Origin of the sequence: Rhizobium sp. OAE497 (assembly GCF_040546565.1) — a bacterium.
In the GTDB taxonomy this organism is placed as follows: Bacteria; Pseudomonadota; Alphaproteobacteria; order Rhizobiales; family Rhizobiaceae; genus Rhizobium.
The window spans coordinates 3,826,543-3,846,999 of sequence record NZ_JBEPOA010000001.1 but is presented as its reverse complement, the minus strand read 5'-3'; the positions used below and the strand labels follow the sequence as shown (position 1 = coordinate 3,846,999).

The 20,457-nt window shown below is 61.8% G+C and carries 14 protein-coding genes; 8 read left to right on the top strand and 6 right to left on the bottom strand.

Annotation, left to right across the window (positions count from 1 at the left end; all coding sequences use genetic code 11):
* Nucleotides 1-50: 50 nt before the first annotated feature.
* Entirely contained in the window at nt 51-752 is a 702-nt protein-coding gene (locus ABIE40_RS19165; RefSeq protein WP_112718077.1) for a DUF1013 domain-containing protein, read from the bottom strand.
* Between the two features lie 232 nt (nt 753-984).
* On the opposite strand from ABIE40_RS19165, the gene acs reads away from it, so the two are divergent.
* Complete coding sequence (acs, locus tag ABIE40_RS19160; protein WP_199628019.1) at nt 985-2,940, top strand: acetate--CoA ligase; 1,956 nt, start codon at nt 985-987, stop codon at nt 2,938-2,940.
* Nucleotides 2,941-2,973: 33 nt separating this feature from the next.
* Here acs and ABIE40_RS19155 read toward each other — a convergent pair whose 3' ends face one another.
* Entirely contained in the window at nt 2,974-3,411 is a 438-nt protein-coding gene (locus tag ABIE40_RS19155; RefSeq protein WP_354541056.1) for a thermonuclease family protein, read from the bottom strand.
* Nucleotides 3,412-3,469: 58 nt separating this feature from the next.
* Entirely contained in the window at nt 3,470-3,691 is a 222-nt protein-coding gene (locus ABIE40_RS19150) for a DUF1674 domain-containing protein (protein WP_199628017.1), read from the bottom strand.
* A 111-nt stretch (nt 3,692-3,802) separates the two neighbouring features.
* Between ABIE40_RS19150 and htpX the strand changes: the two genes are divergently transcribed.
* The 4 genes from htpX to purH all read left to right on the top strand — a co-directional run bounded on the left by htpX (nt 3,803) and on the right by purH (nt 9,641).
* Entirely contained in the window at nt 3,803-4,765 is a 963-nt protein-coding gene (gene htpX, locus ABIE40_RS19145; protein ID WP_199628016.1) for a zinc metalloprotease HtpX, read from the top strand.
* Nucleotides 4,756-6,141: an RsmB/NOP family class I SAM-dependent RNA methyltransferase gene (locus ABIE40_RS19140; protein WP_199628015.1), complete on the top strand. Its 1,386-nt coding sequence runs from the start codon at nt 4,756-4,758 to the stop codon at nt 6,139-6,141. Before htpX ends, ABIE40_RS19140 begins: the two co-directional genes overlap by 10 nt.
* 112 nt (nt 6,142-6,253) lie before the next feature.
* A complete protein-coding gene (locus ABIE40_RS19135; RefSeq protein ID WP_199628014.1) occupies nt 6,254-7,927 on the top strand; it encodes a heparinase II/III family protein in 1,674 nt (557 codons plus the stop codon).
* A gap of 97 nt (nt 7,928-8,024) precedes the next feature.
* Nucleotides 8,025-9,641, top strand: a complete 1,617-nt coding sequence (purH, locus tag ABIE40_RS19130) for a bifunctional phosphoribosylaminoimidazolecarboxamide formyltransferase/IMP cyclohydrolase (RefSeq protein WP_199628013.1) — start codon at nt 8,025-8,027, stop codon at nt 9,639-9,641.
* Nucleotides 9,642-9,677: 36 nt separating this feature from the next.
* On the opposite strand, the gene ABIE40_RS19125 is transcribed toward purH, so the two are convergent.
* Together ABIE40_RS19125 and ABIE40_RS19120 are read right to left on the bottom strand one after the other, a co-directional pair.
* A complete protein-coding gene (locus ABIE40_RS19125; protein WP_112718093.1) occupies nt 9,678-11,078 on the bottom strand; it encodes an MFS transporter in 1,401 nt (466 codons plus the stop codon).
* 31 nt (nt 11,079-11,109) lie between these two features.
* Nucleotides 11,110-15,888 (bottom strand): NAD-glutamate dehydrogenase, encoded by a 4,779-nt coding sequence (locus ABIE40_RS19120; protein WP_199628012.1) that lies wholly within the window; start codon nt 15,886-15,888, stop codon nt 11,110-11,112.
* A gap of 277 nt (nt 15,889-16,165) precedes the next feature.
* Between ABIE40_RS19120 and pdxY the strand changes: the two genes are divergently transcribed.
* From pdxY to ABIE40_RS19105, 3 genes are all read left to right on the top strand, one after another.
* Nucleotides 16,166-17,044, top strand: a complete 879-nt coding sequence (gene pdxY, locus ABIE40_RS19115; protein WP_199628011.1) for a pyridoxal kinase PdxY — start codon at nt 16,166-16,168, stop codon at nt 17,042-17,044.
* Between the two features lie 62 nt (nt 17,045-17,106).
* Nucleotides 17,107-17,748 (top strand): carbonic anhydrase, encoded by a 642-nt coding sequence (locus ABIE40_RS19110; RefSeq protein WP_112718099.1) that lies wholly within the window; start codon nt 17,107-17,109, stop codon nt 17,746-17,748.
* Between the two features lie 91 nt (nt 17,749-17,839).
* Nucleotides 17,840-19,429, top strand: a complete 1,590-nt coding sequence (locus ABIE40_RS19105) for a GGDEF domain-containing protein (protein ID WP_199628010.1) — start codon at nt 17,840-17,842, stop codon at nt 19,427-19,429.
* A 57-nt stretch (nt 19,430-19,486) separates the two neighbouring features.
* Here the strand turns inward: ABIE40_RS19105 and ABIE40_RS19100 are convergent, their stop codons facing one another.
* Entirely contained in the window at nt 19,487-20,308 is an 822-nt protein-coding gene (locus ABIE40_RS19100) for a lytic murein transglycosylase (protein ID WP_112718103.1), read from the bottom strand.
* Nucleotides 20,309-20,457: the final 149 nt, after the last annotated feature.

Sequence of the window (20,457 nt, the reverse complement as noted above, 5' to 3'; positions counted from 1 at the left end):
AAAACCCGCCGGATCGCTCCGGCGGGTTTTTCGTTTGGAGAGAAAGACGATCAGAACTGATCGTCTTCGTCCTCATCCTTGGAAGACGACTTCAGCGACTTCAGCTTTGCGAAAACCGCATCGGCGTCGATTTCGCGCTCTTCTTCACGCTCGTAGCTCGGCGTCAGGCGCTCGGTCTCCTGAGCGGATTCGAGCGTCGCGCCCAGTTCGGCTGCGGTCGGCAGCGGACGGCCCTTGGCTGCCTTTTCGACTTCCATGTCGAGGTCGATCTGGCTGCAGAGGCCGAGCGTCACCGGGTCCATCGGCGTCAGGTTTGCGGAGTTCCAGTGGGTGCGCTCGCGGATCTGCTCGATCGTCGACTTGGTGGTGCCGACGAGACGCGAGATCTGGGCGTCCTTCAGTTCCGGATGGTTGCGAACCAGCCAGAGAATGGCGTTCGGACGATCCTGGCGCTTGGAAACCGGCGTGTAGCGCGGGCCGCGGCGCTTCGATTCCGGAACGCGAACCTTCGGCTCGGAAAGCTTCAGCTTGTGGTTCGGGTTGCCCTCGGCGCGCGCTATTTCGTCGCGGGACAGCTGGCCGGTTGCGATCGGATCCAGGCCCTTGATGCCCTGCGCAGCTTCACCATCGGCGATCGCTTTGACTTCCAGAGGATGCAGCTTGCAGAACTGTGCGATCTGGTCGAAAGACAGCGCCGTGTTGTCGACGAGCCAGATGGCAGTCGCTTTCGGCATGAGCAGTTGTTGAGCCATGGATATAGTCCTTCTGTCGTCCGCGCCGGTGTCGCGGTCCGTGGATTGTCACCACAATGTCCGGGAAATATTGGCGCTATATAACCGGAGTGACGCAGAATTGCAATTGATCCGGAATGAAATGACCTTTGTCTAATTGCCGGGCCGTTTTGACCTGCTATGAATGCCCTGAATTGAGTCCCGGGCGCTGCTTCGTGCGGCGAAACCGGTGCCCGCGTGAGGAGGAGTTTCCATGTCGGAGAAGATCTATCCGGTTACCAAACCGGTGAAGAGCCATGCCCTGATCGACAAGGCGAAATACGAGAAGTGGTACGAGGAGAGCGTTGAGAATCCGGACAAGTTCTGGGGCAAGCACGGCAAGCGGATCGACTGGTTCAAACCCTATACCAAGGTCAAGAACACTTCCTTCACCGGCAAGGTTTCGATCAAGTGGTTCGAAGACGGCCAGACCAACGTCTCCTATAACTGCATCGACCGTCACCTGAAGACGCATGGCAACCAGACCGCCATCATCTTCGAAGGCGACAACCCCTACGTCGACAAGAAGATCACCTATAACGAGCTCTACGAGCACGTCTGCCGGATGGCGAACGTGCTGAAGAAGCACGGCGTCAAGAAGGGCGACCGCGTCACCATCTACATGCCGATGATCCCCGAAGCGGCTTATGCGATGCTCGCCTGTTCGCGCATCGGCGCCGTGCATTCGGTGGTCTTCGGCGGCTTCTCGCCGGAGGCGCTGGCCGGCCGTATCGTCGACTGTGAATCGACCTTCGTCATCACCTGCGACGAGGGCGTTCGCGGCGGCAAGCCGGTTTCGCTCAAGGAAAATACCGACACCGCGATCCATATCGCCGCCAAGCAGCATGTCATCGTCGACAAGGTGCTGGTCGTGCGCCGCACCGGCGGCAAGACCGGCTGGGCGCCGGGCCGCGATCTCTGGTATCACCAGGAAGTCGCCACCGTGAAGGCCGAGTGCCCGCCGGTGAAGATGAAGGCGGAAGATCCGCTGTTCATCCTCTACACCTCGGGCTCGACCGGCAAGCCGAAGGGCGTGCTGCACACCACCGGTGGCTATCTCGTCTACGCGTCTATGACGCATGAATATGTCTTCGATTATCACCCCGGCGATATCTACTGGTGCACGGCCGATGTCGGCTGGGTCACCGGTCACTCCTATATCGTCTATGGACCGCTTTCGAACTGCGCGACGACGCTGATGTTCGAGGGCGTGCCGAACTTCCCGGATCAAGGCCGTTTCTGGGAGATCATCGACAAGCACAAGGTCAACATCTTCTACACCGCACCGACGGCGATCCGCTCGCTGATGGGCGCCGGCGATCATTTCGTCACCCGCTCGTCGCGCTCCTCGCTGCGGCTGCTCGGAACGGTCGGCGAGCCAATCAATCCGGAAGCCTGGGAGTGGTATTACCGCGTGGTCGGCGACAGCCGCTGCCCCGTCATCGACACATGGTGGCAGACGGAAACGGGTGGCCACATGATCACGCCGCTCCCGGGCGCGATCGATTTGAAGCCGGGTTCGGCAACGGTACCGTTTTTCGGGGTCAAGCCGCAGCTGGTGGATAACGAGGGGAAGGTGCTTGAGGGTGCCGCCGACGGCAATCTCTGCATCACCGACAGCTGGCCCGGCCAGATGCGCACCGTCTACGGCGACCATGAGCGCTTCATCCAGACCTACTTCTCGACGTACAAGGGCAAGTATTTCACCGGTGACGGCTGCCGCCGCGACGAGGATGGCTATTACTGGATCACCGGCCGCGTCGATGACGTGCTGAACGTTTCCGGCCACCGCCTCGGCACGGCCGAAGTGGAATCGGCGCTCGTCTCCCACAATCTCGTCTCGGAAGCCGCCGTCGTCGGCTATCCGCATGCGATCAAGGGTCAGGGCATCTATTGCTACGTGACGCTGATGGCCGGTAACGAGGGTTCGGACGAGCTGCGCCAGCAGCTGATCAAGCATGTCCGCACCGAAATCGGCCCGATCGCGTCGCCCGACAAGATCCAGTTCGCGCCGGGTCTGCCGAAGACCCGTTCCGGCAAGATCATGCGCCGCATCCTGCGCAAGATTGCCGAGGACGATTTCGGATCGCTCGGCGATACCTCGACGCTCGCCGATCCCGCCGTCGTCGACGATCTCATCGCCAATCGCCAGAACAAGGCGAGTGCCTGATCTCAAAAGCCGCTCCCATCCGGAGCGGCTTTTTCAATTGGTGCTGGCGCAGGCTATACGGGGCTTGCGCCCGCCATCATATCCGGCGGCAAGGCCAGCACTCAGCATCTCCTGAGCCGGATTCCTGCCGTCTTGCATGGCGACATCGGCGACGATGCGGCCGAAATATTTGTCGCCGCTGATATTGGTCAGCCTGATGTGCGGCGAACTGGCCGCCATTTCATCCAGCACGGAACGTGCCTGTTCGGCTGCTTGCCTGATAGCGGGGCATCTCGATTTCATTTCCGGTGCGTCGATGCCGCGGATGCGGACATAGACCTCAATGCGCTGCTGCGGCCAGGGGGCCGCTTCCACCAGAAGCGTGTCACCGTCGATGACGCGAATGATCTCCGCAGCGACCGGACCGGCAATCTGCTCGGCGCTCTCCGCTGTAAGCGGAAAGACAGACATGGCGACAAGAATCGAAATCATCGTCCTCATATAGAGGAATAAATTCCGATACTTTGCTGCTGTCAATAGGAATATTTACTTAGAAATCGATGGCGCGGCCGTTGATCTCGTAGTCGCCGAAACGGGCGGGTTCTGCGCCGCCGCGGCCGCCGATCTCCGGGGGCAGGTTCATGGGTGTCGCGTTGCGCCGGCGCTCTTCAGCTTCGGCGAGCGCACGTTTGGCGGCAGGCGAAAGGGGCTTGCGCGTTACGGCGCCTTCCGTGGCTGGGCCTTCGGTGTTGTCGTTGTCAGCTGATTGCATGGCGCTATCCTGCCGGAAAATATTGAAAGTGGCGGGCGAATAACCAAATCATAGTGCCTGGAAGGGCCGATTGAAACCCTTGAGCCGCCACATAGGAGATGGAGACCCTCGATGAACCTCGTTCGTACTGCCATGTTGCTTGCCTTCATGACGGCCCTGTTCATGTTCGTCGGATTCCTGATCGGTGGCCGCGGCGGCATGATGATCGCATTCCTGGTCGCCGCAGGCATGAACTTCTTCTCCTACTGGAATTCGGGAAACATGGTGCTGTCGGCCTATCGCGCCCAGGAGGTCGATGAGCGGAATGCGCCTGAATTCTACGGCATCGTTCGCGATCTGGCGCGAAATGCCGGCCTGCCGATGCCCAGGGTCTATCTTTACGACAATCCGCAGCCGAATGCCTTTGCGACTGGGCGCAATCCCGAGAATGCAGCCGTTGCCGCCTCGACCGGCCTTCTCCAGGTTCTGTCGCCGCAGGAAGTGGCTGGCGTCATGGCGCATGAGCTCGCCCATGTTCAAAACCGCGACACGCTGACAATGACGATCACTGCAACACTCGCCGGTGCGATCTCGATGCTCGGCAATTTCGCCTTCTTCTTTGGCGGCAATCGCGGCAACAACAACAATCCGCTCGGCTTCATCGGCGTTCTCGTCGCGATGATCGTGGCGCCTTTGGCCGCCATGCTGGTGCAGATGGCGATCAGCCGCACGCGCGAATATTCGGCCGATCGGCGCGGTGCCGAGATTTGCGGCAATCCGCTTTGGCTCGCCTCGGCGCTTGGCAAGATCGCCCGCGGCGCGGCGCAGGTGCCGAATTATGACGCGGAGCGCAATCCGGCGACGGCGCATATGTTCATCATCAATCCGCTCTCCGGCGAGCGCATGGACAACCTGTTTTCGACCCATCCGAACACCGAAAACCGCATCGCCGCGCTGCAGGAAATGGCCCGCGGCGGCATGAATGTCTCGACTGCACCGGTTCGGACTGCTAATCCGTCGCGGAAATCGCGCTCTGTTCCGGATACCGGCCTTGGCCGCGGTGATTCCCAACCGCCTAAAGGTCCGTGGTCTTGAATTCGAACGGCAAGAAGCCAGCCAACAAGAACAGCAACAAACCGGGTGAGCGCCCGCCGGCAAAGCCCGGTCTGCAGGCGCGCTCCGCTGCGGCCAAGATTCTTGCTGCGGTCGTCGACAAGAAGCTGCCGCTCGATGGCGCTCTCGATCACGAGCACGGCAATCCGGCCTACAAGGCGCTCGGCGAAAGCGACCGCGCGCTTGTCCGCGCGATCCTGAATTCGGCGCTCCGGCATTTGCCGCGCATTGATGCAGCGATTGCCTCGCTTCTCGATTGCCCGCTGCCGGATGGCGCACGCGCTCTGCATCACGTTCTCGTCGTCGGTGCGGCGCAGATCCTTTATCTCGACGTGCCCGATCATTCGGCCGTCGACCTCGCCGTCGAGCAGGCGAACAACGATCCCCGCAACCGCCGCTTTGCCAAGCTCGTCAACGCCATCCTGCGCCGTCTCGGCCGCGAGAAGGAAGCGGTCCTGGCCTCCGTTGCCGATGTTCCGGCCATGCCGGACTGGTTCCTGGCGCGTCTAAGCAAGGCTTACGGCAGGCAAGCGGCGCTCGCCATTTCGGATTCCCAGCTGGAACCCGCGGCAATCGACCTGACCGTGAAAGCCGATGCCGCCGCCTGGGCAGAGCGTCTGAACGGCGCCGTGCTGCCGACGGGCGGTGTGCGGCTAGCCGCCTTCGATGGCAGCATTCCCTCGCTTGAAGGCTTCGAGGACGGCGCCTGGTGGGTACAGGATGCTGCAGCCAGCATCCCTGCGAAACTGTTCGGCGATCTCACCGGCAAGCGCGTTGCCGATCTCTGCGCTGCGCCGGGCGGCAAGACAGCCCAGCTGATCCTTGCCGGCGGCAAAGTCACGGCCATTGATCAGTCCGAAAACCGCCTGAAGCGGTTGCGTTCCAATCTCGCGAGGCTCGGGCTGGAAGCGGAAACGCTGGTCACGGATCTCACCAAGTTCCAGCCTGAAGAAGGTTTTGATGCGATCCTGCTCGACGCTCCCTGCTCCTCGACCGGCACGACCCGGCGCCACCCCGATGTGCTCTGGACCAAGGGGCCGGAGGAGATCGAGAAGCTGGCCGGTGTCCAGGAGCGGCTGCTGCGTCACGCGCTGGCGTTTCTGAAGCCCGATGGCGTCATCGTCTTCTCGAACTGCTCGCTCGATCCCACCGAAGGCGAGGATGTGATTGCGCGTGTTCTGGCCGATGTGCCCGGCATTGCCCGGGTACCGATCGAGGCGGCATCCTGGCCAGGCCTTGAGCAGGCCATCAGCCCGCTTGGCGATTTCCGCACGACCCCCGTCATGCTGCCGATGCCTGATGGGATCGCTTCGGGGCTGGATGGTTTCTATGCCGCGGTGTTGCGACGTGTTGCCTGATTGCAAGGCAGCTTCTTATATTTCATCTTTGTCACGAATTAATGCAGCCCACCCGGTGAAAGCGGCTCTCGTTCACCTATTCTTAATCACGAGGGTCAATAGAAAATAAATTATGCAATCCGGCGGGCGTTTTTGGACTTTGTATGTTCGGGAGGCTTGGCGGCGCGTGTCGCGCCGTGCTGCTCTGCTGCGCCTGCGCGCCTTCCGTCATACCATTCAGGCGCCGGAGCGCCTGATCGTTGCGCCGACCGATCTGCGCGCCATCGATTCCCATGTCGCCGACGAGATCATGAATGGGCGCTTTCCGCTGGCGGGGCGGATGCTTGAGACCAACGGCAAGTCGCCCTTCGCTTTCACCCTGCCCTCGCGCGCCTTCGCCAATCGCCTGCATGGCTTCGGCTGGCTGCGGCATATGCGGGCCTACAAGAGCGATCGTGCGTCGCTGATCGCCCGGTCGATCGTCGATAGCTGGCTGTCCCTGCATTCCGGCCGCATCGAAGGCGTGGCCTGGGAAATCGATGTCACGGCGCAGCGGGTCATCGCCTGGCTGTCGCATTCGCCTGTCGTGCTGCACAATGCCGACCGCGGTTTCTATCGCCGCTTCATGCGCTCGCTTGCCTTTCAGGTGCGGTATCTGCGGCGGATGGCGCCTTATGCGCCTGCGGGCGAAGTGCTCTTCCGCCTGCGGATTGCGCTCGCCATGGCGTCGATCTCCATGCCGATGCGCGCTGGTGTGCTGCGAAAGGCCGCGCTGGCGCTCGACAATGAATTCGATCTGCAGATCCTTCCCGATGGGGGACACATCTCGCGCAATCCTCGCGCCGGGCTTGAACTCCTGCTCGATCTGCTGCCGCTTCGCCAAACCTATGTGAATCTCGGTCACGACCTGCCGCAGAAGCTGATTTCCGGCATCGACCGGATGTATCCGGCGCTGCGCTTCTTCCGGCATCAGGATGGTGATCTTGCGCTCTTCAACGGCGCCACCTCGACGCTTGCCAATGAGTTGATGTCGGTGCTGCGCTATGACGAGACCGCGGGCCAGCCATTCAAGGCGATGCCGCATTCGCGCTATCAGCGGCTGGCGGCAGGAAAGACCGTCGTCATTGCCGATACCGGTACTCCTCCGGTAGGTCCGTTGTCCCGCACCGCGCATGCCGGTTGCCTGTCTTTCGAGATGTCGTCCGGGCGCCATCGCTTCATCGTCAATTCCGGTTCACCGAAATTTGCCGGAAAGCGCTATGTGCAGATGGCACGCACCACGGCGACGCATTCGACGGTGACGCTGAACGATACGTCCTCCAGCCACTTCTCGCCTTCGGAATTCCTTGGTCACGTGATGACCGATATGGTGGATACCGTGACGGTAGAGCGTGCCGAGACGGAAGACGGACGTGATGGGCTGAAGATGGTTCACGACGGCTATCTGCGCGACTTCGGCGTGCTGCACGAGCGCGAGTTGTCGATGAACTCTGCGGGCGCTATCATCGCCGGCCGCGACCGGCTGATCCTGCCGGGCGAGAAAGTCAGCGACGAGCCGCTGAAGGCGGCGGTGCGCTTTCACATCCACCCGTCGATCAATCTGAAACAGAACGACCGGGAATCCATTCTGCTGACCGCGCCGGATGGCGAGAGCTGGCTGTTTTCCTCTCCCGGCAACGAAGTGCTGATTTCGGAAGACATCTTCTTTGCCGATGCCTCCGGCATCTGCGGTTCCGATCAGATCGAAATCGACTTCGATTTCGCTGAAAAGCCGGAAATTCGCTGGTTTCTGTCCCGCAAGAGCTAGTCGGCATTTACGCGGCGGCAGCGCTCGTGCTAACGCGGCGCCATAATCCTATACGTCCCTCGCCGGATGTCTCCCGAAGCCCGAACGGAGAAGGTTCATGGCCGTCATTTCCAAGAAGATCCCCGCCCCCGACAAGGTCAAAGCAAAGACCGCGCTGCTGTCCGTCTCCGACAAGACCGGTATCGTCGAGCTTGCCAAGGCGCTGTCGGAAAAGGGCGTTTGCCTGCTCTCGACCGGAGGCACGCACAAGGCGATTGCCGCTGCCGGTCTCGATGTCACCGACGTTTCCGAAGTCACCGGCTTTCCTGAGATCATGGATGGCCGCGTCAAGACGCTGCATCCGACGGTTCACGGCGGCCTGCTTGCCATCCGCGACGATGCCGAGCATCAGGACGCGATGAAGAAGCACGGCATCGAAGGCATCGATATCGCCGTCATCAACCTCTATCCGTTCGAGGAGGTTCGCGCTGCCGGCGGCGATTATCCGACGACCGTCGAGAATATCGACATCGGTGGCCCGGCGATGATCCGCGCTTCGGCAAAGAACCATGCCTACGTCACCATCCTCACGGATCCGGCCGATTATGCCGAGTTGCTGCAGCAGCTTTCCGACGACGCCGGCCAGACGAGCTACAGCTTCCGCCAGCGCATGGCCGCCAAGGCCTATGCCCGCACGGCGGCTTACGACGCGATGATCTCGAACTGGTTTGCCGAAGCGCTGGCAATCGATACGCCGCGCCACCGGGTGATCGGCGGCGTTCTCAAGGAAGAGATGCGCTACGGCGAAAACCCGCACCAGAAGGCTGCCTTCTACGTGACCGGCGAGCAGCGCCCGGGCGTTTCGACTGCCGCTCTCCTGCAGGGCAAGCAGCTCTCCTATAACAATATCAACGATACCGATGCGGCCTACGAGCTCGTTTCCGAGTTCCTGCCGGAGAAGTCTCCGGCCTGCGCCATCATCAAGCATGCCAATCCCTGCGGCGTGGCAACAGGCCCGACGCTGCTCGAAGCCTACAAGCGGGCGCTCGCCTGCGATTCCGTTTCGGCTTTCGGCGGCATTATCGCGCTGAACCAGACGCTGGATGCGGAAACGGCCGAAGAGATCATCAAGCTTTTCACCGAAGTGATCATCGCACCTGATGTGACCGAGGAAGCCAAGGCGATCGTCGCCAAGAAGCCGAACCTGCGCCTGCTGTCGGCCGGTGGTCTTCCCGATCCGCGCGTTGCCGGTATCACTGCCAAGACGGTTTCCGGCGGCCTGCTGGTTCAGACCCGCGATAACGGCATGGTCGAGGATCTCGAGCTGAAGGTCGTCACCAAGCGTGCGCCGACGGCCCAGGAACTCGAAGACATGAAGTTCGCCTTCAAGGTCGGCAAGCATGTGAAGTCGAACGCCGTCGTTTACGCCAAGGACGGCCAGACCGCCGGGATCGGCGCCGGCCAGATGAGCCGCGTCGACTCTGCCCGTATCGCCGCCCTGAAGGCCGAGGAAGCGGCAAAGGCGCTTGGCCTGCCCGTTCCGATGACCAAGGGTGCAGCCGTCGCCTCCGAGGCGTTCCTGCCCTTCGCCGACGGCTTGCTGTCTATGATTGCAGCGGGCGCTACCGCGGTGATCCAGCCGGGTGGCTCGATGCGTGACCAGGAGGTCATTGACGCGGCCAACGAGCACAATATCGCGATGGTCTTTACCGGAATGCGGCACTTCCGCCATTGATCAAGAAAGCCCCGGCCTCGCGCCGGGGTTTTTCGTTCAGGCCTTCTTCCTGTCAGCCGGATAAGGCGTGAAGAACAGCAGCGCCAGGCCGCCGATCAGGAAGATCACCAGCGTTGCCATGCCGAGCCGGGCGGAGCCGCTGGAATAGGTAACGATCGAGAACATCAGCGTCGCCATGAAGCTGGTGGCGCGGCCGGAGAGCGCATAGATGCCGAAATAGCGTCCGGCCTCCTCCAGGCTGACGCTGCGTGCCAGATACGAGCGCGATGAGGCCTGGACAGGCCCGAACGCAAGGCCGATCAGCAATCCGTAGAGAATGTAAGCCTTTTCGGCGGCGGTGCCGAAGAAGCCCCCGGAATCGGCAACGGGCAGTTCGATCAGGCCGAAGAGCGTATAGCCCGGTCCCGTCGAGATGATCCCGACAGTGGCGATGAGCAGCATGATCAGGCTGATGACGATCGTCACCTTCGAGCCGATGCGGTGATCGATGCGGCCGGCAATGATGCAGCCGAAGATCGCGACGACATTGAGGATGATGCCGTAAAGGCCGATCTCGATGGTCGCCCAGCCGAACATGCCGGCGGCGAAGGTGCCGCCGAGGATCAGCAGGCCGTTGACGCCGTCCTGATAGATCATGCGGGCGAGCAGGAACTTCAGGATGCCCTTGCGGTGTTTCAGTTCGCCGATCGTGTTGCGAACCTCTGCGAGCCCCACCTTTACGGCGCGGCCGAACGGTATGCCTTTCGGCGCATCAGGCGTGAAGAGGAACATCGGGATGATGAAGATCAGGTACCAGACCGCGGAAATCGGTCCGGTGACGCGGGCGTCCTCGCCGGTGTGGGGATCGAGCCCGAAGAGCGGATCGAAGCCGAGCAGCGTCTTGCCGGTTTCGAGGCTGCCGGCGAGCAGGGTGACGACGGCGATCAGCACGATCATGCCGCCGAGATAACCGAGGCCCCAGGCGGTGTTGGAGAGGCGTCCGACCTCGTCCTTGCCAACCAGCCGCGGCATCATCGAATCGTTGAAGACGATCGAGAATTCGGCGGCGATCGACGCCAGGATCATGAAGATCATTGGGTAGATGACCGGAGAGCCCGGTGCCGCAAACCAGAGGCCGAACAGGCTGGCGATCTTGATGACCGCGAAGAAGCCGATCCAGGGCTTTCTGGCGCCCGATTGGTCGGCGATCGATCCCAGGATCGGTGAAAGCACGGCGATGATCACCGAGGAGATCGTCGCCATGTTGCTCCACATGGCCTGGGCATGGACGGGATCGGTGGTCAGCCGGGAGACGAAATAGGGACCGAAGATGAAGGTGGTGACGACGGTGAAGAACGGCTGCGCCGCCCAATCGAAAAACATCCAGCCCCAGATACCCGCCTCCGGCGCTTTCTGCGGCGCCGGAGTTCCCTCTCCCGTCCAGTCGATTCTGCTCACACGTCCGCTCCCATTATCGCGGCGGACTGTGTCACCTCGTCCGGTCGCGCGCAAGATCGGTCAGGAGACCTGCGGCAACGGTGATCCGGGCGAGATTCGGCTCGCCGCTGTCGCCGAGGCTGGATAGCTCCTCGGTGATGCGGTTGATGCGGATACGATCGACCGCATGCCAGGCTTGAACCGGCAGCTTTTCCTTGCCGTGCTCCGAGAGCGCCGAAATGACGATGTCGCGGCGTGCGCTGGCGATCTGGTCGATACTGCGGGCCAGAGCCAGGTTCTCGTAGTGATCGGAAGTGACGATCCGGTTGCCGGCGGCAAGTAGGCGGCCGATGCGGAAGGTCTGCGATACTGCGAAATAGCTCTCGGCTGCGCGTGCCAGCGCTTCGCCGGTCCGCTCGGCGATCTGCATGATCTCCGGCACCAGTGCAAAGCCCGGAAGGCCGGCGATATCGGCTGCCAGCTTCTCGGGAAGACCGGCTTCCTGAAACTCCGTCTGCCGTGCTTCGAACTCGGCGGGCGCCTGTGCCGCGAAAGACGGCTTCAGCTTTTTCAGGGCTGCCTGCAGCCGGCTAACGGTTTCGGCGATATCGCCCTTGGCCATGCCGGTTTTCAGCATCAGGCGGGTCAGGACCGTGAAGCTATGGCCGATCTCTTCGTAGATGCGGTTCTGCATCTGGCCGGAAATCTTGCCATCCAGCGCATCGGTCTCGCTCCAGAGGCGCGTCAGATCGAAGCCATCGCGGGCGATGATTGCGGCACGGACGACTTCGGCTGCGGAGGCTGCTGTTGCGTCTACCATGCTGACGGCAAAGGCCGGACCGCCGCGATTGATCGCTTCGTTGGCCAGAACCGTTGCGACGATTTCGCGCTTCAGGCGATGGCTGTCGATATCGGCGGCGTTGGTCTTCTGCATCTTCGCCGGGAAATACCCCGACAGCGTCGAGGCGAAATAGGGATCGTCAGGCAGGTCGCTGGCGATCAGCGCGTCGAAGAGCACGATCTTGGCGTAGGAAAGCAGGACGCCGATTTCCGGGCGGGTCAGCGGCTTTCCGGCGGCATAGCGCTCGGCGAGCGTTGCATCGTCAGGGAGCGTCTCGACCTTGCGGTTCAGCTGCTTTGCGCCTTCGAGAACGGTCATGAAGCGGGCGAGCTCCAGCCCGTTGGCGGTGCCCTTGCGCTCGGTCAGCGAGATCGCGAGCGACTGCAGATAGTTGTTGCGCAACACGAGGCTCGCGACTTCGTTGGTCATTGAGGACAGCAGCTGGTCACGCTTGGCGCGCGTCAGGCGGCTGTCATGCATGGCGTTGGCGAGTGCGATCTTGATGTTGACCTCGACGTCCGAGGTGTTGACACCGGCGGAGTTGTCGATGGCGTCGGAATTGCTGCGGCCGCCCTTCAGACCGTAGGCGATACGGCCCTTCTGGGTGACGCCGAGATTGGCGCCCTCGCCGATCACCTTGGCGCGGACATCGTCGGCGCTGATGCGGATCGGGTCGTTGGCGCGGTCACCGACTTCGGTGTCGGTTTCGGCCGCGGCCTTTACGTAGGTACCGATGCCGCCGAACCAGAGCAGGTCGACCGGGCTCTTGAGGATCGCGGTCATGATCTCGAACGGTGTCGCCACGGACTTGTCGATGCCGATCGCAGCGACAGCTTCAGGCGTCAGGGTTACCGACTTTGCGGCACGGGAGATGATCATCGCGCCCTTCGACAGAACCGACTTGTCGAAATCCTGCCAGCTGGAGCGGGCGAGATTGAACAGGCGCTGACGCTCGGCGAGCGTCTTCTCCATATCCGGATCAGGATCGATGAAGATGTCGCGGTGGTCGAAGGCGGCTAGCAGCCGGATCTTCGGAGAGAGCAGCATGCCGTTGCCGAAGACGTCGCCCGACATGTCGCCGACGCCGGCGACGGTGAAGGGCGTCGTCTGGATGTCGGTATCCATTTCGCGGAAGTGGCGCTTCACGGTCTCCCAGGCACCACGGGCGGTGATGCCCATCTTCTTGTGGTCGTAACCGGCCGATCCACCCGATGCGAAGGCGTCGTCCAGCCAGAAGCCGGCTTCCTGCGCCAGCGCGTTGGCCGTGTCGGAGAAAGTCGCGGTGCCCTTGTCGGCGGCGACGACGAAATAGGGGTCGTCGCCATCGATGCGAACCGTGTTGGCGGGCGGCACGATATCGGCGCCGGAGATGTTGTCGGTGATCGACAGCAGCGTGCGGATATAGGTCTTGTAGGCTTCGCGGCCGGCGTTGAAGATCTCGTCGCGGCTGCCGCCGACCGGGAGCTTCTTCGGATAGAAGCCGCCCTTGGCGCCAACGGGAACGATGACGGCGTTCTTGACCTGCTGTGCCTTCACGAGACCCAGCACTTCCGTGCGATAATCCTCGGCGCGGTCGGACCAGCGCAGGCCGCCACGGGCGACCTTGCCGAAGCGCAGGTGAACACCCTCGACCTCGACGCCGTAGACGAAGATTTCGCGGAAGGGCAGCGGCTGCGGCAGGCCATCGACCAGATGCGGATCGAGCTTGAAGGCGAGCATCGCCTTCGGCGAACCGTCCTCGTTGCGCTGGAAATAGTTGGTGCGCAGCGTGGCGTCGACGACGTTGATATAGCGGCGCAGGATGCGGTCGTCGTCGAGGCTCGGAACGTTGGCGAGCGCCGTTTCGATCGACTGGTGCAGATCGGCAAGCTTCTTCAGCCGCGGCTTCTCGGCGACTGCCGGATCCATGGTTTCATGGAAGAGGCGGAAGATCGCTGCTGCGATATCAGGGTATTTGTCGAGCGTGGCGGCGATATAATCCTGCGAATAGGCAATGCCTGCCTGGCGCAGATAGCGCGCGTAGGCACGCAGCACGTTGGTTTCGCGGGCGGAGAGGGCCGCCGAGAGGATCAGGCGGTTGAAGCTGTCATTGTCGATCGTGCCGTTGAAGGCGGCAACGAAAGCTTCCTCCAGCGGCGCGCCGAAGCGGCCGAGATCGATGTCGGTGCCGCTGCGGGCTTCGAGCTCCATATCGTGGAGCACGACGATGCTGATGGCGCCATCGGCGGCGGGGACTTCGATATCGAAGGTCCTTTCGCTGAGCACGTTGAAGCCGAGATTTTCGAGCAGCGGAACACGGCGCGAGAGCGGCAGCTGTTCGCCGCTGTGGAAGATCTTCAGGGACAGGATGCGCCCGCGCTCGTTGTCGTCGCGGTAATAGAACTCGATGCGGATCGGTTCGCCGGCTGCGCATGCGCTGATATCGGGAAGATCGCCGACGGCTTCATCCGGCGAGAAGGCTTCCTGGAAAGCGTTGCTGACGCCGATCCGGGGCGCCTTCGGGCCTGCCAGCATTTCGAAGCGGCTGTCCCAGCGGGCGGTGATTGCCCGGATCGCTTCCTCGAGCCTGGCCTGGGGAATGCGCGGCGTCTTGCCGCCGGAGCGGCCGATGATGAAGTGGACGCGGGCGACGCCGCCTTCCGGGAAGGCCGGATAATAGGCCGAAACGCGGCCGTCATAGACGGTCTTCAGGTAGGTGCCGATCTTCTCGCGGACGATCGAGTCATATTCTTCGCGCGGTACATAGATGATGACGGAAACGAAGCGGTCGAAATGGTCGATGCGCGGCAGGACGCGCACGCGCGGCCTGTCGGCGAGGTCGTTGATCTGCTCGGCAAAGCTCGACAGCAGCGTCGTGTCGATCTGGAAGAGATCGTCGCGCGGATAGGATTCAAGCGTGTTGTCGAGCATGCGGCCGGAGTGGCTCATCGGGTCGAAGCCGAAATGCTCCTTCACCTTGGCGATCTTCGAGCGGATCAGCGGGATCTCGGACGCCCAGGACGTATAGGCCGTCGATGTGAAGAGGCCGACGATGCGGAGTTCGCCGGTGACGTTGCCATCCTTGTCGAAACGCTTGACGCCGACATAGTCCATATAGGCGCGGCGGTGGACCACCGATTTGACGTTGGCCTTGGTGACGATCAGGAAATCCGGACCGTCGAGGAAGGCGAGGATCTCGGGCGTCGTCGTCACCGCATCCTTGCCGGTGCGCAGGACAAGAACATCGGGATTGGAGAGAATGCCGAGGCCGGTGCCCTTGTCGCGCTCCACCTTGGCGCCGGCGCCCTTGCCGGAATAGACGTATTCGCGCATGCCGAGGAAGGTGAAGTTCTCATCGCGCAGCCAGGTCAGGAAGGCGAGTGCTTCGTCGCGGTCTGCCTTCTTGCGGCTGGAGCCATATTCACGCAGCTCGTCGATCGCCGTATCGAGCTTGGAGAGCATCGGCTTCCAGTCGGAAACCGCCTGATCGACCTGCTCCAGCACCGTCTTGATGCGCTTCTGCAGGTCGGCGGCCTGGGCCGATGTCAGCGGCGAAATATGGATCTGGATATGGCTGACGCGCTTTGCCGGATCGCTCGGCTCATCGGCCGAATACAGCTCAGGAGCGTTGCCGTCTTCGAGGACCAAAATGGGGTGAACCGCCATGAAGAGATCGCGGTAGGTGCTGGTCACCTCGCCCATCACGGACTCGTAGAGGAAGGGCATGTTGTGGTCGGTGATCGTCAGAACCGATACGGCAATGCCCGCGGGCTCGACATCCGCGATGGTGTCGATGCTGACGCGCGGCGTCTTGCCGTTCCAGGCCTGTAATTCGCGGGCGGAATGGACCGCCGACAGCGCGAGCATCTCCGGGGTGTAGCGGTCGAGATCGTCGCCGCTGGCGCGGCCGAAGAGAATTTCGGGCTCAATAAATTTGTCGCCGGTCGCGGCCGCGATCTTCTTGGCGCTCTCGATCTGCTTTTCACGTTTGGGATTTTGTCTTACGGCCATTTCAGATGCTCCCCCCGAGTCGGTCGGTTTTGGGCAAAATATCAGAAGAGTTATCGAAAAAATCTCTAAAAGAGGCGGTTTGACGGCAGCTTTCGTTCATTTTCGCCCCTGTTTGGATCACTTTCCGGAAGAATTGACGCTTATCTCGAATAGCTAAAATAAGTCGTCTCCGGTTTTCTCCGTCCGCTTCGCGACCTTTCCACGCAGAGATGAAGAACGGTTGACAGCTGTGGCGCAAAAAGGGGATCAACGGCGCATCGGGTTCAGGACCATCATCATGCCAGAAAATACCGCTGCCGGAACGGTTATCGTCATCTCCAGTCACGTCGTTCGTGGTTCGGTCGGCAATCGCGCCGCCGTCTTCGCGCTTGAAACGCTCGGACATCAGGTCTGGGCTCTTCCGACGGTGGTTTTGCCCTGGCATCCCGGGCATGGCCGCTCCACACGGCTGACCTTTGCCGAAGCCGACTTCGATGCGGCGATCGATGACCTGATCCGCGCGCCCTGGGTGGGCGAGGTGAAGGCGGTGCTGTCAGGCTATTTCGGCAATGCGGCGCAGGCCAAGTCGGTGGCCCGCCTGGTCAGCTCGCTGCGGCAGGGCAATCCAGATCTTCTCTATGTCTGCGACCCCGTCATGGGCGATCTCGGCGGGCTCTATGTGCCGCAGGCGACGGCCGAGGCGATCCGCGATCACCTGATCCCGCTTGCCTCGCTCGCGACACCCAACCGCTACGAGCTCGCCTGGATGGCCGGCGCACCGCTCGATGACAACAATGCCATCATGGAGGCGGCCCTGTCGCTTGGCCCGTCGCGCATGCTGGTCACCTCGGCTGTTCCGATGATGAGCGGCGGGATCGGTAATCTCTATCTTTCCGGACGCCACGCGCTGCTTGCCGAGCATAGGGCGATCGACAACCCGCCGAATGGGCTCGGAGATCTCCTGGCTGCGCTCTTCATGTCACGGTTGCTCTCGGGCATGGATGACGAGAAGGCGCTGCAGCTGGCGACGGCCAGCGTCTATGAAGTGCTTGCCCGTGCCGTCAAACGCGGAAGCGACGAATTGACGCTTGCGAGTGATGCTTCCAGTCTCGCCACGCCGATGGCCATGGTGCAGATGCGCCGCCTCATGCATCCGGCGCAGCGGCGCAAGCAATAGCAACGACTCATTTTGCACTGCAGCAGTTGATCTTGCCCGCGCCAAGCGGTAATCGAAATGTCATGCAGCGTTTTCCTGGATCACTTCTCGACGGTTATCGCAACTTCATGAGCGGGCGCTATGCCGATGCGCGCGACCGCTACAAGACGCTTGCGGAAAACGGGCAGAGCCCGACCACGCTCGTCATTGCCTGTTGCGACTCCCGCGCGGCTCCGGAGTTGATCTTCGATGCCGGCCCGGGCGAGCTCTTCGTCATCCGGAACGTCGCCAATCTCGTGCCGCCCTATGAGCCGGACGGGCATTTCCATGCGACTTCGGCTGCTCTCGAATTTGCCGTACAGGCGCTCAAGGTCACCGATATCGTCGTCATGGGCCATGGCCGTTGCGGTGGTATCCGCGCTGCACTCGATCCGAGCTCGGAACCGCTCTCGCCGGGCGATTTCATCGGCCGCTGGATGTCGCTCGTCAAGGATGCCGCCGAGCAGATCGGCAGCAACGACGTCATGACCCAGACCGAGCGCCAGACGGCGCTCGAGCGTGTCTCGATCCGCAACTCGATCAACAATCTGAGGACCTTCCCCGAGGTCAAGGCGCTGGAAAAAGAGGGCAAGATCGCCCTTCACGGTGCCTGGTTCGACATCTCGACCGGCGAATTGTGGGTCATGGATGCCGAAACGCGCGATTTCATCCGTCCCGACGTATAGGCCTTCGCATATAGGTTTATGGGTTCTTTAGGGAATCCCGCTAGAATTTCATCGAAACACGTCTTCAACCTGCGGATTGCGGCGGCTTTCGATGAAGTTCGAAACGACCAACAAGATCATTCTCGCGGCCATCCTGCTGCCTTTCATCTTCATGATCGCCGAAGGCGTTCTGGTCGTACGCACGTCGTTCCGCCAGTATGTTTCGCTGGAAAAAGACTATCGTTTCGCTGATGTTCTGGCGCGCGGTGGCTCGATCGCGGCGAACGAGATCCTCGGCGAGACCGTTGCGACCAGGCAGTATCTCACCCATCCGGGCACCGACAATGCGGTCAGCATGCAGCAGAGCCGCGCGCGGCTCGATGAGGAGCGCCGGAAATTCCAGATGAGCCTGCCCTCGGCAGGTATGCTGGATGGCAATCTCCAGAACGAACTCTCCGATCTCGCACTTGCCTATAGCCGTATCATTTCGATCCGCGCCGCTGTCGACCGCGGATACTATGCCGGGGGCGATCCGGGCTATGTCTATTGGCAGGCAGCGCTGAAGCAGCTTGATGTCGTCGATGCGCTATCGCCGCTGATCCAGGATCCCGTCCTGCTGGAAAAATCGAACGAGCTGATGGGTATCCTGCTGAGCTATTACGGTGAGCGGCTGCTGACATTTATCGGCACGCGTCACCTGAGCGAGCACGGCTATTCGCTGCGCTCCAGCGACCTCTATGTGCAGGGCAAGATGATGCAGGCCGAGGGTATGGACCATATGGTCTTCCACTCGACGTCCCCGCTCGTCACGTCGATTAGCGATTACATGAAACTGCCGCAGCAGGTTCGTGCCGACGCGGTGACCGATGCGATCCTGACCCGCGAAGCGCGGCCTCCGCTAGAGGTCCGCAACGATTGGGCGGCGGCGCAGGCTGATCGCATCGCTTTCCTCAAGGAGAAGATCACCGAGGCGACTGCGGACATCCACCGGACCGGCGAAACGCTGGCGCAGCGCTCACACCTGCATGTGATGCTGGTTTTCGTGCTCTGCGGCGGCTTGCTGCTGCTTGCTGGCGTCGTCGCGACATTGGCCACAAAAGGGCTTGGGATGATCTCGCGGCTGACACGGGAGCGTGAGGTTCTGGTCGGTGAGCTCCGCAGTGCGGCGCAGACGGATCTTCTGACCGGGCTTTATAACCGCCGTGGCTTCGAGGCGGCTGCAGCCGCCCTCTTCGAGCAGGCCAAAAGCGGCTCCCGCTGGATCTCGGTGGTGCTCTTCGATCTCGATCATTTCAAGAAGATCAATGATATCCATGGTCATGACGTCGGCGATATCGTGCTGCGCCACGTTGCGGCTGTCGCCAAGCATAATTTCCGCCAGTTCGACCTTCTGGTCCGTCATGGCGGGGAAGAGTTTCTTGCGCTGCTGCCTGATGTGACGCCGGATGAGGCGGCGGCCGTTGCCGAAGCCGTGCGTGAGGCGATAGAGCGTGCAGTGATCATATTGCCGGGCGGAGAAAGCCTGGTGGTAACCGCGAGCTTCGGCTGCGCTGGTCGCACGCAATCCGGCGGCGGTCATCATTTCGAAGATCTGGTCAAGCGGGCGGACATGGCGCTCTATGCCGCCAAGGCTTCCGGACGCAACTGCGTCGTGGCGGGCTCACTGGTGCCGCAACCGATGGCACGAGCCGAAGCTAAATGAAAAAGGCGCCCATGAGGCGCCTTTCGATCTCGTCTGCAATCAATCTGTCGCCGCGGCTTACTGGCCGTCGATCTGCTGACCGATATAGGCGATTGCCTGCTGGTAGACCGTTGCTGCATTCCAACCCTGGATGGCGACGAAGTTCGGCTCGCCCGGCTGGTAGCCTGCGCCGGCGCGCCAGCCGTGACCCTTCAGGAAGTTTGCGGTCGATGCGAGAGCGTCGGCACGCGAGCCGACCATGTCGACGCGGCCATCGCCATCGCCATCGGCGCCGAAGCGGACGACATTGCGCGGCAGGAACTGCGTCTGGCCGATTTCGCCGTGCGCCGCGCCACGCGCCTGCGGGCTCAGATAGCCTTCGGAGACGAGCTGAAGGGCAGCGTAGAGCTGGTCGGTGAAATAGTCGGAGCGGCGGCAGTCGTAGGCCAGCGTCGAGACCGCAGACATGGTGTGCTGCGTGCCCATATAGCTGCCGAAGCCGGTTTCCATGCCCCAGATTGCGATCAGTGGGCCAGCGGGGACGCCGTAACGGCGCTCGATCGAGGTGAAGAGAGCCTGGTTGGAGCGCTTCATGCCCTTGCCGCGGGAGATGATCGCTGCGCCTCCGCGCTTCTGCATGAAGGCGTCGAAGGACAGCTTGAAGCTCTTCTGGCCACGGTCAGCGGCAATTGTCGGGCGATTATAGGCAACGTTTGCGAAGGCGCGGTTGAGAACCGACTGGCTGACGCCCTGCGCTGCAGCTTCCTGCTTGAACTGCTGCACCCAGGCATCGAAGCCGGCGCCGTTATTGCCGCATTGCGCAGCATTGGCCGCTGCCGGAACTACATGGAAAGCGCCCACCGCCGCGATGGCCGCTACCAAGAACTTTGTCATGCGCATGAGAAACCCCGATCTCGATCTGCAGTCGCTGGAATGCCGGGCAGAATGCCAGCCGGGGGTGATTTTGTCACGATCACCTTTTAGCGAGATTGGCGGTCTGCCGCGCGATTGCCGTCTGCCTGTTTAAGGAAAAGCCCCGCAAGTCTGAC

Bases quoted from the DNA above. Each gene is read 5' to 3' on its own strand.
- ABIE40_RS19165 (WP_112718077.1), bottom strand. From the start codon at position 752: ATGGCTCAACAACTGCTCATGCCGAAAGCGACTGCCATCTGGCTCGTC.
- acs (WP_199628019.1), top strand. From the start codon at position 985: ATGTCGGAGAAGATCTATCCGGTTACCAAACCGGTGAAGAGCCATGCC.
- ABIE40_RS19155 (WP_354541056.1), bottom strand. From the start codon at position 3,411: ATGATTTCGATTCTTGTCGCCATGTCTGTCTTTCCGCTTACAGCGGAG.
- ABIE40_RS19150 (WP_199628017.1), bottom strand. From the start codon at position 3,691: ATGCAATCAGCTGACAACGACAACACCGAAGGCCCAGCCACGGAAGGC.
- htpX (WP_199628016.1), top strand. From the start codon at position 3,803: ATGAACCTCGTTCGTACTGCCATGTTGCTTGCCTTCATGACGGCCCTG.
- ABIE40_RS19135 (WP_199628014.1), top strand. From the start codon at position 6,254: ATGCAATCCGGCGGGCGTTTTTGGACTTTGTATGTTCGGGAGGCTTGG.
- purH (WP_199628013.1), top strand. From the start codon at position 8,025: ATGGCCGTCATTTCCAAGAAGATCCCCGCCCCCGACAAGGTCAAAGCA.
- ABIE40_RS19120 (WP_199628012.1), bottom strand. From the start codon at position 15,888: ATGGCCGTAAGACAAAATCCCAAACGTGAAAAGCAGATCGAGAGCGCC.
- pdxY (WP_199628011.1), top strand. From the start codon at position 16,166: ATGCCAGAAAATACCGCTGCCGGAACGGTTATCGTCATCTCCAGTCAC.
- ABIE40_RS19110 (WP_112718099.1), top strand. From the start codon at position 17,107: ATGCAGCGTTTTCCTGGATCACTTCTCGACGGTTATCGCAACTTCATG.
- ABIE40_RS19105 (WP_199628010.1), top strand. From the start codon at position 17,840: ATGAAGTTCGAAACGACCAACAAGATCATTCTCGCGGCCATCCTGCTG.
- ABIE40_RS19100 (WP_112718103.1), bottom strand. From the start codon at position 20,308: ATGCGCATGACAAAGTTCTTGGTAGCGGCCATCGCGGCGGTGGGCGCT.